This is a genomic window from Sporosarcina sp. FSL K6-6792 (genome assembly GCF_038004885.1).
GTDB classification, from domain to species: Bacteria; Bacillota; Bacilli; order Bacillales_A; family Planococcaceae; genus Sporosarcina; species Sporosarcina psychrophila.
The window spans coordinates 2287501-2302360 of record NZ_JBBOSA010000001.1 but is presented as its reverse complement, the minus strand read 5'-3'; the positions used below and the strand labels follow the sequence as shown (position 1 = coordinate 2302360).

Annotated in this window: 14 protein-coding genes (1 of these 14 cut by a window edge); 11 read left to right on the top strand and 3 right to left on the bottom strand. The window is 41.9% G+C overall.

Features of this window, described 5'->3' with window-relative positions; translation table 11 throughout:
* Nucleotides 1-14: 14 nt before the first annotated feature.
* From ntdP to nikC, 8 genes are all read left to right on the top strand, one after another.
* A complete protein-coding gene (gene ntdP / locus MKZ26_RS11250) occupies nucleotides 15-560 on the top strand; it encodes a nucleoside tri-diphosphate phosphatase (RefSeq protein WP_067205814.1) in 546 nt (181 codons plus the stop codon).
* 282 nt (nucleotides 561-842) lie between these two features.
* Nucleotides 843-2600, top strand: coding sequence for an ABC transporter ATP-binding protein (locus tag MKZ26_RS11245; protein ID WP_340766244.1), 1758 nt, complete (start codon nucleotides 843-845; stop codon nucleotides 2598-2600).
* Between the two features lie 252 nt (nucleotides 2601-2852).
* The gene (locus tag MKZ26_RS11240) at nucleotides 2853-3884 is read left to right on the top strand and encodes an ABC transporter substrate-binding protein (RefSeq protein ID WP_340766243.1); all 1032 of its coding nucleotides are present in this window, start codon (nucleotides 2853-2855) and stop codon (nucleotides 3882-3884) included.
* Between the two features lie 224 nt (nucleotides 3885-4108).
* Nucleotides 4109-5131, top strand: a complete 1023-nt coding sequence (locus MKZ26_RS11235) for an ABC transporter ATP-binding protein (RefSeq protein ID WP_067205821.1) — start codon at nucleotides 4109-4111, stop codon at nucleotides 5129-5131.
* Entirely contained in the window at nucleotides 5103-6116 is a 1014-nt protein-coding gene (locus tag MKZ26_RS11230) for an ABC transporter ATP-binding protein (protein ID WP_340766242.1), read from the top strand. The genes MKZ26_RS11235 and MKZ26_RS11230 overlap by 29 nt, the downstream gene beginning before the upstream one ends.
* Entirely contained in the window at nucleotides 6113-7762 is a 1650-nt protein-coding gene (locus MKZ26_RS11225) for an ABC transporter substrate-binding protein (protein WP_340766241.1), read from the top strand. Before MKZ26_RS11230 ends, MKZ26_RS11225 begins: the two co-directional genes overlap by 4 nt.
* Nucleotides 7763-7872: 110 nt before the next feature.
* The gene (locus MKZ26_RS11220) at nucleotides 7873-8877 is read left to right on the top strand and encodes an ABC transporter permease (protein ID WP_340766240.1); all 1005 of its coding nucleotides are present in this window, start codon (nucleotides 7873-7875) and stop codon (nucleotides 8875-8877) included.
* Nucleotides 8878-8894: 17 nt separating this feature from the next.
* Entirely contained in the window at nucleotides 8895-9818 is a 924-nt protein-coding gene (gene nikC / locus MKZ26_RS11215) for a nickel transporter permease (protein ID WP_340766239.1), read from the top strand.
* A 114-nt stretch (nucleotides 9819-9932) separates the two neighbouring features.
* Here nikC and MKZ26_RS11210 read toward each other — a convergent pair whose 3' ends face one another.
* Together MKZ26_RS11210 and MKZ26_RS11205 are read right to left on the bottom strand one after the other, a co-directional pair.
* Nucleotides 9933-11015 carry an FUSC family protein gene (locus tag MKZ26_RS11210; RefSeq protein ID WP_340766238.1) on the bottom strand — a complete coding sequence of 361 codons (1083 nt, stop codon included), beginning with the start codon at nucleotides 11013-11015 and terminating at the stop codon, nucleotides 9933-9935.
* Between the two features lie 250 nt (nucleotides 11016-11265).
* Nucleotides 11266-12570, bottom strand: a complete 1305-nt coding sequence (locus MKZ26_RS11205) for a glutamate-1-semialdehyde 2,1-aminomutase (RefSeq protein ID WP_067213828.1) — start codon at nucleotides 12568-12570, stop codon at nucleotides 11266-11268.
* A gap of 126 nt (nucleotides 12571-12696) precedes the next feature.
* On the opposite strand from MKZ26_RS11205, the gene bcp reads away from it, so the two are divergent.
* From bcp to perR, 3 genes are all read left to right on the top strand, one after another.
* Entirely contained in the window at nucleotides 12697-13173 is a 477-nt protein-coding gene (gene bcp / locus MKZ26_RS11200) for a thioredoxin-dependent thiol peroxidase (RefSeq protein WP_338653573.1), read from the top strand.
* A gap of 13 nt (nucleotides 13174-13186) precedes the next feature.
* A complete protein-coding gene (locus MKZ26_RS11195; protein ID WP_340766237.1) occupies nucleotides 13187-14131 on the top strand; it encodes a D-2-hydroxyacid dehydrogenase in 945 nt (314 codons plus the stop codon).
* 131 nt (nucleotides 14132-14262) lie between these two features.
* A complete protein-coding gene (gene perR / locus MKZ26_RS11190; RefSeq protein WP_156475952.1) occupies nucleotides 14263-14706 on the top strand; it encodes a peroxide-responsive transcriptional repressor PerR in 444 nt (147 codons plus the stop codon).
* A 49-nt stretch (nucleotides 14707-14755) separates the two neighbouring features.
* On the opposite strand, the gene MKZ26_RS11185 is transcribed toward perR, so the two are convergent.
* Nucleotides 14756-14860, bottom strand: the 3' portion of a protein-coding gene (locus MKZ26_RS11185; RefSeq protein ID WP_067205845.1) for a YgzB family protein. It continues 276 nt past the right edge of the window; the window shows 105 of its 381 coding nt (coding positions 277-381); its start codon lies beyond the right edge, outside the window — the gene reads right to left on this strand; its stop codon occupies nucleotides 14756-14758.

The window sequence follows — 14860 nt, the reverse complement described above, 5'->3', positions numbered from 1 at the left end:
AAGGTGGGTTAATCATGACGATTGCTAAAGAAGGAGAAACGATACAAGTACATAGTTATAAACATAATGGTAAAATCCATCGGGTTTGGCAGGAAACTGTAGTATTGAAAGGAACGCGTAATATTGTCATCGGTGCAAATGAAAGGACGCTTGTAACAGAGTCGGACGGACGCACATGGTTGACACGCGAGCCTTCCATTTGCTATTTTCACGCTGAGCACTGGTTCAATATCATTTGCATGTTAAGAGAAGATGGCGTTTATTATTACATTAACATGAGCTCACCTTTCGTTTATGATAACAAATCATTGAAGTATATTGATTATGACCTTGACGTAAAAGTGTTCCCGGATATGAGTTATATGATTCTTGACGAGGATGAATATGCTGAACACAGGAAACAAATGGGCTATCCTGATGTCATCGATCAGATATTACAAAAGAACCTGGATACCTTGCTAGGGTGGATTAAGCAGCGCAGGGGACCATTTGCTTCCGACTTCATTGAAGTATGGACTTCCAGATATGAATTCTACAAACAGGTCAAGAAAAGTAAGTGAAAAGCCTGATTGCTATTGCAAGGATGCGGTCGTTGCGACAAGATGTAGCAACCTTAGACTGCCTTCCTTTTTCACTTATGCCTGTCGCGAAAGATTGCGACAGGCATTTTTAACTCGGGTCGGAATCTAGACTCCAGGCGCCAGCCCCTAAGTCGCTTCAGTCTTGCCGAAAAGGCAAAGATCGCCTTTATCATCAAGTCTTTCGGGAGGGATTGAACTGCATCCCTCCAACTTGTCGGGGCTAAACGGCGCCTTACGCTTTTCTTAGTAGGAGGTACAAAGATGGGTGACAGTATAAAACGCTATATGAAGTTTGTTAAGCCATACAACTGGTTAATATTATTGACGATACTTATTGGAATTGTGAAATTCGCAATTCCATTGTTCATCCCACTGCTGATGAAAATTGTAATTGATGACATTATCGGATCGGATACACTTACTAAAGCAGAGATGACGCGCCAATTATTTTATTGGCTTGGCGGGACAGTTCTTGTGTTCTTTATCATCCGCCCTCCAGTTGAGTATTACCGGCAATATTATGCCCAGTATGTGAGCAATAAGATTTTGTATGATATACGGAAAGAATTGTATTCACATCTGCAAAAATTGAGTCTTAGCTACTATTCAAATACACGAGCTGGAGAAATCATTTCGCGCGTTATAAATGATGTGGAGCAAACGAAAAACTTTGTAATGATTGGTCTTATGAATGTTTGGCTTGACCTCGCGACAATCATCATCGCAGTTGTCATTATGCTGACAATGGATGTTCCGCTGACGCTTGTGACGCTACTTGCATTCCCTTTTTATGCGTACAGCGTCAAACACTTTTTCGGGAAACTGCGGGAGTTGACTGGGAAACGATCCCAAGCGCTTGCGGATGTTCAAAGTTATCTGCATGAACGCGTTTCAGGAGTAAGTGTTATAAAAAGCTTTGCACTTGAAGATGAGGAACAACAACGTTTCGATAAGACAAATGGCAACTTTCTCGATAAAGCAATTGATCATACAAAGTGGAATGCGAAAGCATTTGCAGTTGTCAATACGATTACTGATGTAGCACCGCTTCTCGTTCTTGCGTATGCGGGCTATCAGGTTATCAATAATGATTTGTCAGTTGGAACGATGGTTGCCTTCATCGCATACATCGATCGCGTGTATAATCCATTGCGACGATTGGTCAATGCATCGACATCACTCACACAGTCATTTGCCTCTATGGACCGTGTTTTTGACTTGATGGAACAGGAGTATGATGTAACAAATAAGTCCGGCGCAACCCAACTACCTCCAATTGAAGGGGAAATTGAGTTCAACAATGTGAGCTTTACGTATGAACAGGATGGGGAAACGATTTTGGATGGTATTGATTTCACTGTGAAACCAGGTGAAACAGTCGCGTTTGTAGGCATGAGTGGCGGAGGGAAATCAACAATCGTTGGCTTGATACCAAGATTTTATGATGTGGCGGGCGGGGCTGTGCGTATTGACGGGTATGATTTGCGTGACGTCAATATAAAATCGCTTCGTGAACAGATTGGAATTGTTTTGCAAGATACTATATTGTTTAGTGATTCCGTGAAGAGTAATATTTTGATGGGGAAATCGGATGCAACAGATGAAGAAGTGATTGCTGCTGCTAAAGCGGCGAATGCACATGAGTTCATCGAGGGGCTCCCGCTCGGTTACGATACCAAAGTAGGGGAACGTGGCGTGAAGTTATCGGGTGGTCAGAAGCAACGAATTGCGATTGCGCGTGTCTTCTTGAAAAATCCACCGCTCCTTATCTTAGATGAAGCGACATCCGCACTGGACCTTGAAAGTGAGGCGCTCATTCAGGAATCACTTGAACGACTTGCGCATGAAAGAACAACCCTCATTGTTGCTCACCGTTTGTCGACAATTACACATGCTGATAAGATTTTCGTCATTGATTCAGGGCAGTTAAAAGAGACGGGTACACACGAGCAATTGATGAAATTACAAGGAATTTACTATGGTTTGTTCCAAGTTCAAGTACTTGGAAATTCAAAATGATATATAGGGTGAAATAAACAATCTTATTGAATGTGCTTCGGCTATGGCTTAGTTTATATAGGCATACATTTTTTCAACATATATAGTTATTCTAACGTTGAAAAAATAACTTCCCATTGAACTTGACGAAAAGGGCATTGGATTTAGTTGAAACTCCTATATAATAATTAGGTCGGAGTTCGGAGCGTTTTAGCGGTTATCAGATCCATAGTGAGTGGAATCGCGATGATTTAGAATAATGGAGGGATTTTTATGAAAAAAGTAAAGTTTGGACCATTGGCTTTGATAGTGATTGTTTCCCTTTCGGTAATACTTGGAGCGTGTACTTCATCGGGTTTGGATGATGAGAGTACGCAGGAAAATGCAAAGAAAATATTAGTTTACGGACATAGCGGGAATTCCACGTCATTAGACCCAGCTCATATGAAGGAAGGGGATTCCACCCATGTTACTGTCAATCTATATGAGACACTCGTGAACCTTGATGAGCAAGGTACGACGATAGTTCCAGGTTTGGCAGAAAAGTGGGATTCTAGTAAAGACGGTTTGACGTACACGTTCCAGTTACGGAAAGATGTCAAATTCCATGACGGTACAGATTTTAATGCAGATGCAGTCATGAAAAACTTTGAGCGCTGGACTAACGGCGATGCAGAAGAGTTTCCTTTCTACAGTTCAGTATTTAATGGTTTCAAAGGGGATGACAGTCGTATTATTGAATCGGTGGCGACTGACGGCGATGATACTGTAACAATCAAGTTGAATAACCCACAAGCATCATTCTTGAAAAATCTAACGATGAGTCCGTTCTCGATTGTTAGTCCGAACGTATTTGAACAAAGCGATGAGGAATTTGAAAGCGATCCTATAGGTACGGGACCGTTCCAATATTTCGAAGGGAAACAGAATGAAGCAATCGTAGTTGTGAAATTTCAAGAGTATTGGCAAGAAAGTTTGCCGAAGCTTGAAAAAATCATCTTCAAGTCAATTCCTGATAACACTGCACGCTTGAATGCGTTGATTGCAGGGGATATCGATCTAGCCGATAGTATTAATCCGGCAGATAGAATGGAAGTTGACGACGATGCCGACTTACAATTTTTTGAACGACCTTTTATGGAAAACATTTATGAAGATGCTCCTTCCATATTTGCTGCCGATTCAACACCACTTTTCGGAGCGACAAAATACATGATGAATTACTTACCACAAGTAACGGGTTTTGATGTGTTGTCGAAAGTGGAGTTCGAATTACCAGCAGAAGAAGAAGAAGAAGAAGAGTGAAAAAGCTATCCGATTGGCCGATACCATGGTCAATCGGATAGCTTTTTTTCGGCAGTAAATGAACACATCACCTATAGTTGATAGGAAGCAGTACCAAGAGTATGCCTTTGTTATTATAAGAATATATAAAAAAGTATTGCATTTATTCCGTATAATCGTATAATTAAAACGACCTATTAATTCTGAAAATAACTAATTGATTGATTAAGAAAAAGGGTGATCTGATGGATGAGAGGAAGACTGTCCTCCAAGTAAAAGATTTACAGACGACCTTTTTTACTGATTCGGGGGAAATACCGGCTGTTGATCATATTGACTTTCACTTGAATGAAGGAGAAATCCTGGGAATTGTCGGAGAATCTGGCTGCGGGAAAAGTGTAACCTCCTTATCGATAATGGGGCTAGTACCAAAGCCTCCTGGGAAAGTTGTCGGAGGTAAAATATTATTTGAAGATAAAGATTTGCTGACCATGAATGAAAAACAGATGCGGCGTATTCGAGGAAACGACATTGCGATGATTTTCCAAGAACCTATGACATCACTGAATCCATTGTTCTCGATTGGCAATCAAATGACAGAAGCAGTGCGGATTCACGAAAAAGGCTGGTCTAAGAAAAAGGCTGAGGGAAAAGCAGTTGAAATGTTGAAACTGGTCGGTTTGCCTCGTGCTGAGGAAATGATGAGAGACTACCCTCACCAATTATCGGGTGGAATGCGACAACGTGTAATGATTGCGATGGCATTGGTATGTGATCCTAAAGTACTTATTGCTGACGAACCGACCACTGCTCTTGATGTGACGATTCAAGCGCAGATATTGAAGTTAATGAGAGAATTAAATACGAGATTGAATACAGCTGTTCTCCTTATTACTCACGACTTGGGTGTCGTTGCAGAAACATGCGAACGTGTCATTGTCATGTATGCTGGACAAATTATTGAAGAAGCATCCGTTAAGATGATCTTCGAAGATCCACAGCATCCTTATACAAAAGGGTTAATTCAATCCGTTCCCGACATGCGCTACAAAAAGGAGCGACTCTATTCTATCCCTGGTAGCGTGCCGAAACCCGGTTCAATCCGGCAGGGGTGCAGATTTGCAGCGAGATGTGAGTTTGCATTTGATCGTTGTCTAACAGAAAACCCTGAACTATATGAAACATCGGATGTTCACCAGACTCGATGCTTCCTATACGACAGAGAAGGGGTGAAACAGCATGACAACAAAGCCCTTATTGAAAGTTGAAGGTTTGAAAAAGTATTTTCCAGTTAAAAAAGGAATTCTTGGCAGAACAGTCGGTTATGTCAAAGCGGTAGATGACGTATCGTTTTACGTGAATGAAGGCGAAACGCTCGGCATTGTAGGTGAATCTGGATGCGGTAAATCGACAACGGGCCGGATGCTTATGCGACTTCTTGAACCAACCGAAGGAAAAGTTGAATTTGACGGCAAAGATTTGACGTCCTTGTCTACCGGAGAAATGCGGAAAACGAGACGTGACATCCAAATGGTATTCCAAGATCCATACGCATCTCTCAATCCGCGTCACACGATTGAAAAGATATTAGAAGAGCCGCTCATTGTGCATGGCATTGATAATTCGAAAGAGCGGAAAAGGAAAGTGCGTGAATTCCTTGAAATTGTTGGACTAAGCGCATATCATGCCAAGCGCTATCCGCATCAGTTTAGTGGAGGACAGCGGCAGCGTATTGGGATTGCTCGAGCGCTAATGACAAATCCGAAACTGATAATTGCTGATGAACCTGTTTCGGCTCTCGATGTGTCGATTCAGTCTCAAGTGTTAAACCTGATGCAAGATTTGCAGAAGGAATTCAATCTCACTTATATCTTCATAGCCCATGATCTAGGAGTCGTCCGTCATATTAGTGATCGTGTCGGCGTTATGTATCTTGGAAAGATGGTAGAAATGGCAGACAGCGAGCAGCTCTATGCGAAACCGCTTCATCCGTATACGAAGGCATTATTGTCAGCGGTTCCAGTACCTGATCCAGACTTCAAGAAAGAGCAAATTCTTCTTGAAGGGGATATTCCAAACCCAGCGAATCCTCCTAGTGGCTGCACGTTTCATACGCGCTGTCCGCATAAAATGGAAATTTGCACGAAAGTTACACCAAGGCTTGTCGAGCATGATTCGGGTCATTCTGTCGCCTGTCACCTTTACAGTGAGCAGGTAGACAATGATATAAAACAGTTGGAGGGGTCAATATGAGAAAAAGGAAGTTAGGTTTACTAGCACTGATGTTGCTTCTCGTTCTTTCGGCAGCGCTAGCCGCTTGTGGGTCAGATGCCGACGATGGCAAGAAGGAAGACGGTAAAGAGGAAGGTACTAAAACTGAAGATGGTAAAACTGAAGACGGTAAAAATGCGCAAGATACATTAGTGTTTGGACGCGGTGGGGATTCAACGTCTCTCGATCCATCAAGGGTCACTGAAGGAGAATCCTTCAAAGTTACGGTCAATCTTTATGAAACTCTTCTAAACTTCGGGGAGGAAGACACAACGATTAACGCAGGACTTGCAACAGAATGGGAACCAAGTGAGGACGGTTTAACATATACGTTCAAACTACGTGAAGGTGTCAAATTCCATGATGGAACTGACTTCAATGCTGACGCTGTCGTTAAAAACTTCGAGCGCTGGGCAAATGGGGATGCAGAAAAATTCCCATACTATAACTCAATGTTCGGTGGATTTAAAGGTGATGAAGGACATGTTATTGAGTCGGTTACAGCAGACGGTGATAATACAGTCCTAATAAAATTAACGCGTCCACAAGCACCATTCCTTAAAAATATTGCAATGAGCATGTTTGCAATTGCAAGTCCGACTGCATTTGAAATAGGTGACGATCAATTCGAAAGAAATCCAGTAGGTACAGGTCCATTCAAGTTCGTAGAATGGAAACCTAATGAAACAATCACAATTGAGAAATTTGATGACTATTGGGATGCAGAACTACCAAAACTTAAAAGAATTATCTTCCGTTCAATTCCTGACAACTCTGCACGTTTGAATGAATTGATGGCTGGAAATATCGAACTTGCAGATGGCATTAATCCATCGGATGGCAAATCGATTGAGGATAATGAAAAACTTCAGTTATTTGAACGTCCATCTATGAACGTAGGCTATTTAGGTCTTACAGTAACACGCCCGCCTTTCGATAAAAAAGAAGTGCGTCAAGCGATTAACTATGCAATTGACAAGCAATCCATTGTTGATTCATTCTTCGAAGGACGTGCGGATGTCGCGAAAAACCCGATGCCGCCATCCATTTCAGGTTATAACGATGAGGTAGAAGGATATGAATACAATCCTGAAAAAGCGAAAGAACTTCTAAAATCGGTAGGACTTGAAGACGGTTTCGAAATGGAACTATGGGCAATGCCAGTACCACGTCCATATATGCCAGATGGTAAAAAAGTTGCTGAAGTCATTCAGAAAAACCTTGCAGATATAGGAATTACTGCGAAAATTGTTTCTCATGAATGGGCAACGTACCTTGAACTTGCAAGTAAAGGGGATGCAGATGCGTTTATGCTCGGCTGGACTGGGGATAACGGAGATGCGGATAACTTCCTATACGTCTTGTTAGATGAAGACAATATCGGCAGCAATAATTATACGTACTATAAGAACGACAAACTCCATGAAATCTTTATCGCAGCACAAACTGAAGTCGATGAAGAGAAACGAAATGAATTGTACAAAGAAGCACAGGTTATTATTAATGAAGATGCTCCTTGGGTGCCGCTTGCTCACTCAACTCCACTTCTTGGAGGAGCTCAGAATCTATCAGGCTTCCAGCCGCACCCAACTGGGTCGGATTTACTTTCAAAAGTAGAATTCAAGTAACTGATTGTTAGAGGTGAACGGAAAGGGAGAGGTCTTTCGGATTTCTCCCTTTTCCCTTTCATTTGATGGATACATATAAGTTGATTGTAGAGTTGGAGAGGTGAAAAATTATGCTGAGCTACATTGGAAAAAGATTACTGCAGCTCATTCCTGTCCTGCTTGGAATGACGTTTATCGTATTCATGATTATCCGTGCAATTCCGGGTAATCCCGCGCAAATTATACTCGGGCAGCAGGCAACTAAAGAAGCAGTTGAAGCGCTGACAATAAAGCTTGGTTTGGATAACCCTTGGTATGTTCAGTATTTCAAATACCTGGGTGACCTTTTCAAAGGAGATCTGGGTGAGTCGATGAGAACTCGAGCTCCTGTATCAGATGAAATATGGCCTTATTTAGCTGCTACATTTGAATTGGCGCTATTTGCCATTGTTATTGCAGTTATTATCGGTATCAATGCAGGAATTATCTCAGCGTGGTTCCAAAATTCATGGTTTGACTATACGGCGATGATTTTAGCGCTTGTTGGTGTGTCTATGCCTATCTTCTGGCTTGGTCTTATGGGGCAATGGGTATTTTCTGTAGAAAATCCATGGTTGCCAACTGGAGGGCGAGAGGAAGTACGCGATCCCATCAATGCCATAACAAATCTTTATGTACTCGATACAATTATCCAAGGACGTTTTGATCAGTTATGGCAGGTTTTCCGTCACCTTATTTTACCAGGACTAGCACTGGCGACAATTCCGATGGCAATTATCGCGCGGATGACCCGTTCAAGTATGCTCGAAGTAATGCGTTCAGATTATATTCGTACCGCTCGAGCAAAAGGGCAGAAAATGTTTTGGGTAGTTTATAAGCATGCACTTAAAAATGCTATTATTCCGGTGTTAACAATTATTGGTCTCCAAATGGGGATGTTACTCGGCGGTGCGATTTTGACAGAGACAATTTTTTCTTGGCCTGGTATTGGGCGTTATATTTACGACGCAATTGGATTCCGAGATTACCCTGTCATTCAGTCAGCAATTCTAATTGTAGCGCTCTTCTTTGTTATGATTAACTTGCTTGTAGACTTGCTCTACAGTCTGATAGATCCGAGGATTAAATATGATTGAGGAAGGGGGAAGCACTTATGTCTGAATTTGTACCTAAGGCCGATGGAATTGCGAATAATAAAGTTGATAAAACTGCAGGACCTTGGCGTGAAGCTTGGAATGGCTTTAAAAAGAGTAAAGTGGCAGTTGTCGGTATGGGTATTGTTTTATTCTTTATCCTGCTAGCGGGTTTCGGTCTTGCGGCGGAACAAGGTTATCTCGGTCCAAACATTGGACTAGAGGGCATTAACGATCAAAAATTATCGGATCGGCTTCTCCCTCCTTCAAGTGAATATTGGTTTGGAACAGATGACCTTGGAAGGGATATTTTTTCCCGAATTGTTCATGGTGCCCGAATTTCACTATGGGTTGGATTCTTTTCTGTAATCGGATCGGTGGTAGTAGGAAGTATATTGGGTATCGTAGCAGGTTATTATGGCAGATGGGTTGATACGATTATTTCACGAGTGTTCGACATTATGCTGGCATTTCCTTCTATCTTATTGGCCATTGCAATTGTTTCAGTACTTGGTCCGAATTTGCAAAATGCGCTTATCGCAATCGCAGTAATTAATGTACCGAACTTTGGAAGGCTCATTCGTTCAAAAGTATTGAGTATAAAAGAAGATGAATATATTACTGCGGCAAAAGGGATCGGAATGAAAGATGCGCGGATTCTATTTTCCCACATCTTGCCGAACTCTATGGCGCCGGTAATTGTTCAAGGGACACTAGCAATTGCAACGGCAATCCTCGAAGCAGCTGCACTAGGATTTTTAGGACTGGGTGCACAAGCGCCGATGCCAGAGTGGGGAAAAATGTTAGCGGATTCAAAAAGCTTCCTACATTCAGCCCCATGGACAATGATTTTCCCTGGTATCGCAATTATGCTTACCGTACTGGGCTTTAACTTAATGGGTGATGGTTTACGTGATGCACTCGATCCTAAGATGAAGAGTTAAGATAATGAAAACGCCCTACATCCCGATGAATTTAGCGGGATGTAGGGCATTTTTTAATAGATAAGAAAGTATAAGTTTTTGAACCTAGAGCAATGTCTAGCTCCAGCGCTTTTCTTAATAGATTTCTTCTGTCAGTTTCGAATTCACTTTATTGTTATGATACTTCTGAAATAGAACAATCAGCTTGTCAAAGTGTTCAAGTTGTTCTTCATAATTAAAGATAGACGACAGGATATGAAGAAGATGATAGGCGGAAAATTCCTCTTCTTCTTTCGTAAGGGCAATTTCCTTTGCAAAAATCTCCATCACCTCATGACGCTGGATGTATTCTTCATTCGGACTGGTATTTACTGCATCAGACTTCAGTTTACCAACGAACTTCAGATGGAGTTGTTCGTGATATGTGAGCAGTGCGTCGAGACGTTCCTGCACCATCATCCGGAAATGTTCCGGCAAATCAATCAGTTCATTTTCATACTGATGAAGTCTTTTCAAAACATCATAACTGCTCCTTGAAGTAGCAACCATTTGTCTGTAAACGACAAGTTTTCTCGCTTTGTTTCTCGTATTCTTTTTGAAGTAGCTCCGTTCCTCTTTAAATAGTGTGTACAGCTGATCTACCTGAGAAAGGCGCTCCTTCGATTTTGTCAGTGACTTTTTTGTTGCTAAGTGATCAGATGCTTGCCTTCCAGCCAGGCGGGTCCAACGAATAATTTCGTCTTGTGCCTGATGAATGGACTCAAATAATTTTGTTTCGTATTTCGGTGGCATGAACAGCAAGTTCACAACGAAAGCGGCAAGAATACCGATAATCAATGTCAAAAATCTGAGCAATGCAAATGACAGGAACTCATCGCCTTTGATTTCCATTATGGCGATCATTACCACGAGTGCCATCGAAATTGATTTTTCAAGGCCTAATTTAACCATTATTAATATAATAATGACCGCGGCAAGTCCTATGAAGACTAGCTGATTACCAAACAGGAGAACAAATAAAACCGCAACAACTGCGCCAATTATATTACCTTGAACCTGTTCGATAATTGTTAAATAAGATCTATAGATAGAAGGTTGGATGGCAAAAATGGCCGCGATTCCCGCAAACAATGGATGCGGCATGTGTAGAACTTCTGCTAGGAACAATGCGAACATAATCGCAATGCCCGTTTTAAAAATGCGGGCACCAAGTATCATGGGGGTTATCCTTTCTGATCAAATACGCCTTGGCGTATTTGCGCACAGACTTTTATCGAGCCTGCTCGATAAATTCCACTTAAAAGTCTGTGGCATCCGTCGGAGACTGTAACTTCATTTAGCTAGAGTTTTGCTCCTACCAAGTTGTATGCCTATTTTGCAAATGCTTATCACTTTATCGAAGTGGAAGGCTTCCGCTAAATGAAGTTAAAGCTGTTTTTCGCTACTGTACCTTAACAATACCGTGCGGTCAACCGTTTATAGAAGTTGCAAGCTCTTTGAATGAATGATCGACTGCAACAAGTGTATCCATAATGTCTTCTTCCGTATGAGCAATTGTTAAAAACCACGCTTCATACTTGGAAGGTGCAAGGTTTATACCGTTTTTTAACATCAGTTTGAAGAACTTGGCGAATACATTGCCGTCTGTAGCTTCAGCTTGTTCGTAGTTTTCGACTTTTACGTCCGTAAAGAACAACGTAAGGGCTCCTCCAAGACGGTTTGTCGTTAATGTAATTCCGTGCTCTTTTGCAGATTTTACAATGCCCTCTTCAAGAATAGCACCTAGACGGTCCATTTCTTCATAAATACCAGGCGTTTGGAGAACTTCTAGAAGAGCAATTCCCGCTAACATCGACGCTGGATTCCCTGCCATTGTCCCCGCTTGATAAGCAGGTCCTAGTGGAGCGACTTGTTCCATAATTTCTTTTTTTCCACCGTATCCGCCAATTGGTAAGCCACCGCCAATAATTTTTCCGAATGCAGTAAGGTCAGGTGTTAAACCGAGCAAGTCCTGTGCGCCGCCGTAGTGGAAACGAAATGCTGTAATTACTTCATCATAAACAATTAAAGCGCCTTTTTCGGCTGCGATATCATGGACGAGCGGAAGAAACCCTTCTTTTGGTTCAACGATGCCGAAGTTACCAACGATTGGCTCGACTAGAATACATGCGATTTGGTCGCCCCATTTTTCCATTGCTTCTATATAAGCATTAGGATCGTTAAATGGAATCGTAATTACCTCTTTAGCAATCGACTCTGGCACACCTGCTGAATCAGGAGTACCAAGCGTTGCGGGGCCAGAACCTGCTGCAACGAGTACAAGATCCGAGTGACCGTGGTAACAGCCTGCAAATTTCATGATTTTTGTCCGCCCTGTATAAGCACGAGAAACTCGAATTGTCGTCATGACTGCTTCTGTCCCAGAGTTTACAAAACGTACTTTATCCATTCTAGGCATTGCTTCCTTCAACATTTTTGCAAACTTCACTTCATGTCGAGTAGGCGTTCCGTATAGCAAACCTGTTTGCGCGGCTTTAACGATTGCTTCAGTAATATGTGGATGGGCATGCCCCGTAATGATTGGTCCATATGCAGCAAGATAGTCGATGTATTTATTGCCGTCGACATCCCAGAAGTAAGCACCTTCTGCACGTTCCATTACTGTAGGGGCTCCGCCGCCAACTGCATGGTATCCGCGCGATGGGCTATTTACCCCTCCTACGATATGCTCGCAAGCTTCATTATAGATTTTTTCTGAATTCGTTCTGATCATTTCAATTCCCCCGTTCAATTCATTACCCTCTCTATTCTAAACAAAATGAAGCAGATAGCCAAAGAATTTGAAACTAAAGGGCGCATTCTGTACGATTAAGGAAAGAATATATTGGAGGAATGGATAATGACGACACTTGAAGGTATGCATGCACCGGAATTTACATTGCCAAATGAGAACGGTGAAATGATTTCACTAAAAGACTTCGCTGGTGAAAAGTATGTTGTTCTCTATTTTTATCCGAAAGATTCAACACCTGGATGTACAACGCAAGCTTGCGATTTCCGAGATGCGTATGAAGACTTTAGCAAGTTGAATGCAGTAGTGCTTGGAGTGAGCCCTGATGGCGCAGCTTCACATGAGAAATTTATCGGGAAACATGGACTGCCGTTTTCCCTTCTTGTTGACGAAGAGCACACAGTTGCTGAAAAATATGATGTTTGGAAGTTGAAGAAGATGTTCGGTAAGGAGTATATGGGTATTGAGCGTTCGACATTTTTGATTGATCCGACGGGGACGGTTGTTAAAGAATGGCGTAAAGTGAAAGTGAAAGGCCATATAGAAGAAGCGCTTGTGACATTGGAGCAACTAACACAGCCTTGAGGGGGAACGAGAAATGGAAGTACTATTCACATTTGATATGAAGAAACATCAGGAACAGGGGCTTGTCATGAAGTTTCCTGAAGTTACATTTCAATTCAACAAAAAGCCGGAAGACATTGAAATTCAAACAGCATCAATTATTGTGACATATGGCGGTGATGTAGACGTTGCGCTACTCGACAAAGCGATAGCATTGGAATGGATAATGGTTGCGTCGGCTGGCGTTGAAAAAATGCCTCTTGCTGAAATAGCTGAGCGCAACATCGTCATGTCAAATGTTCGCGGTATCCACAAAACACCGATGGCAGAATCCGTTCTCGCGCATATATTATCACTGCAACGGTCGTTACCACTTATTGATGAAAGACAACGTTCAAAAGAATGGAATCGGAAAGTCGGCTCGATTGAATTAAAAGGGTCGACTGCGCTTATCTTAGGTCCTGGCGCAATTGGTTCTGAAATAGGACGCTTACTTCAAGCATTTGGTGTCACTACAATTGGTTGTAACAGATCGGGCAGGGCAAGTGAATCGATGGATGAGACAATAAAGTTTGAAGCTTTGATAGATAGAGTGGGCATAGCAGACTTCGTTATTTCTGTTTTACCGAGTACACCAGAAACAAAAGGACTGCTAACAGAAGGGCATTTCAAAGCCATGAAGGATAATGCGGTCTTCATGAATTTTGGTCGGGGTGACCTCTTTGCTGAACCGATTCTAATAGATGCATTGAAAAGTAATGAAATCAGGCATGCGGTTCTTGACGTATTTGAAACAGAGCCGCTACCTGCTGACAATGAACTATGGTTACTTGCAAATTGTACGATATCGCCACATGTTTCAAGTCTTTCTGGAAAGTATGTTGAAAGGGCCCTCACTATTTTTGAAGAAAACCTAGGTAAGTGGCAACAGGGGGAGCGGAATCTTCTGAACTTGATTGACATGGAACTTGGCTACTGAGTGGGAACTAAATTGATGGACACAAATGAAGTGGCTCACACAGCGCTTTAGTTGACATATGCACCCTATTTTAAGTACACTAATGATAATAATTATAAAGTGAGAATCTTTATGGATAGAGGTGCATAGCGATGTCGGAAGTTAGATTGAAAGGCGCGCTGGACGCATTGAAAAATAGTGGCGTCAGAATAACGCCACAGAGGCATGCGATTTTAGAGTATCTTATCTCCTCTGAGTCACATCCAACGGCTGATGATATATATAAAGCACTTGAATCTGATTTTCCTAACATGAGCGTTGCAACAGTATATAATAACCTTCGTGTGTTCCGCAATGCGGGACTTATTAAGGAACTTACTTATGGAGATGCTTCAAGCCGTTTTGACTTTGTTACTCACGATCATTATCATATCATCTGTGATGAATGCGGAACGATTGTTGATTTCCATCATCCTGGACTTGAAGAGGTGGAGCGCTTAGCTTCTCATGTAACAGGATTCAAAGTAAATTATCACCGTCTGGAAGTATATGGTACATGTCCTTCATGTGTTTCGCGCGTAGCGAATACTAAATAAAAAAACGTCCGAAACTCCTTCCAGTGAAGGTTGTATCGGACGTTTTTTTTTATTCCTTAGAATCCTCTTTTATTGCAGCAGTTTTGTTCTTCGTTCTATTATATGATTCGTCAAACTCTTTTCCTTCTAATGAAGGGTCAAGTGTGAGTGGCTC

Coding starts and splice junctions, on each gene's coding strand:
- perR (WP_156475952.1), top strand. CDS start 14,263: ATGTCGGAAGTTAGATTGAAAGGCGCGCTGGACGCATTGAAAAATAGT.
- MKZ26_RS11240 (WP_340766243.1), top strand. CDS start 2,853: ATGAAAAAAGTAAAGTTTGGACCATTGGCTTTGATAGTGATTGTTTCC.
- MKZ26_RS11245 (WP_340766244.1), top strand. CDS start 843: ATGGGTGACAGTATAAAACGCTATATGAAGTTTGTTAAGCCATACAAC.
- MKZ26_RS11205 (WP_067213828.1), bottom strand. CDS start 12,570: ATGATCAGAACGAATTCAGAAAAAATCTATAATGAAGCTTGCGAGCAT.
- MKZ26_RS11195 (WP_340766237.1), top strand. CDS start 13,187: ATGGAAGTACTATTCACATTTGATATGAAGAAACATCAGGAACAGGGG.
- MKZ26_RS11220 (WP_340766240.1), top strand. CDS start 7,873: ATGCTGAGCTACATTGGAAAAAGATTACTGCAGCTCATTCCTGTCCTG.
- bcp (WP_338653573.1), top strand. CDS start 12,697: ATGACGACACTTGAAGGTATGCATGCACCGGAATTTACATTGCCAAAT.
- MKZ26_RS11210 (WP_340766238.1), bottom strand. CDS start 11,015: ATGATACTTGGTGCCCGCATTTTTAAAACGGGCATTGCGATTATGTTC.
- MKZ26_RS11230 (WP_340766242.1), top strand. CDS start 5,103: ATGACAACAAAGCCCTTATTGAAAGTTGAAGGTTTGAAAAAGTATTTT.
- nikC (WP_340766239.1), top strand. CDS start 8,895: ATGTCTGAATTTGTACCTAAGGCCGATGGAATTGCGAATAATAAAGTT.
- MKZ26_RS11225 (WP_340766241.1), top strand. CDS start 6,113: ATGAGAAAAAGGAAGTTAGGTTTACTAGCACTGATGTTGCTTCTCGTT.
- ntdP (WP_067205814.1), top strand. CDS start 15: ATGACGATTGCTAAAGAAGGAGAAACGATACAAGTACATAGTTATAAA.
- MKZ26_RS11235 (WP_067205821.1), top strand. CDS start 4,109: ATGGATGAGAGGAAGACTGTCCTCCAAGTAAAAGATTTACAGACGACC.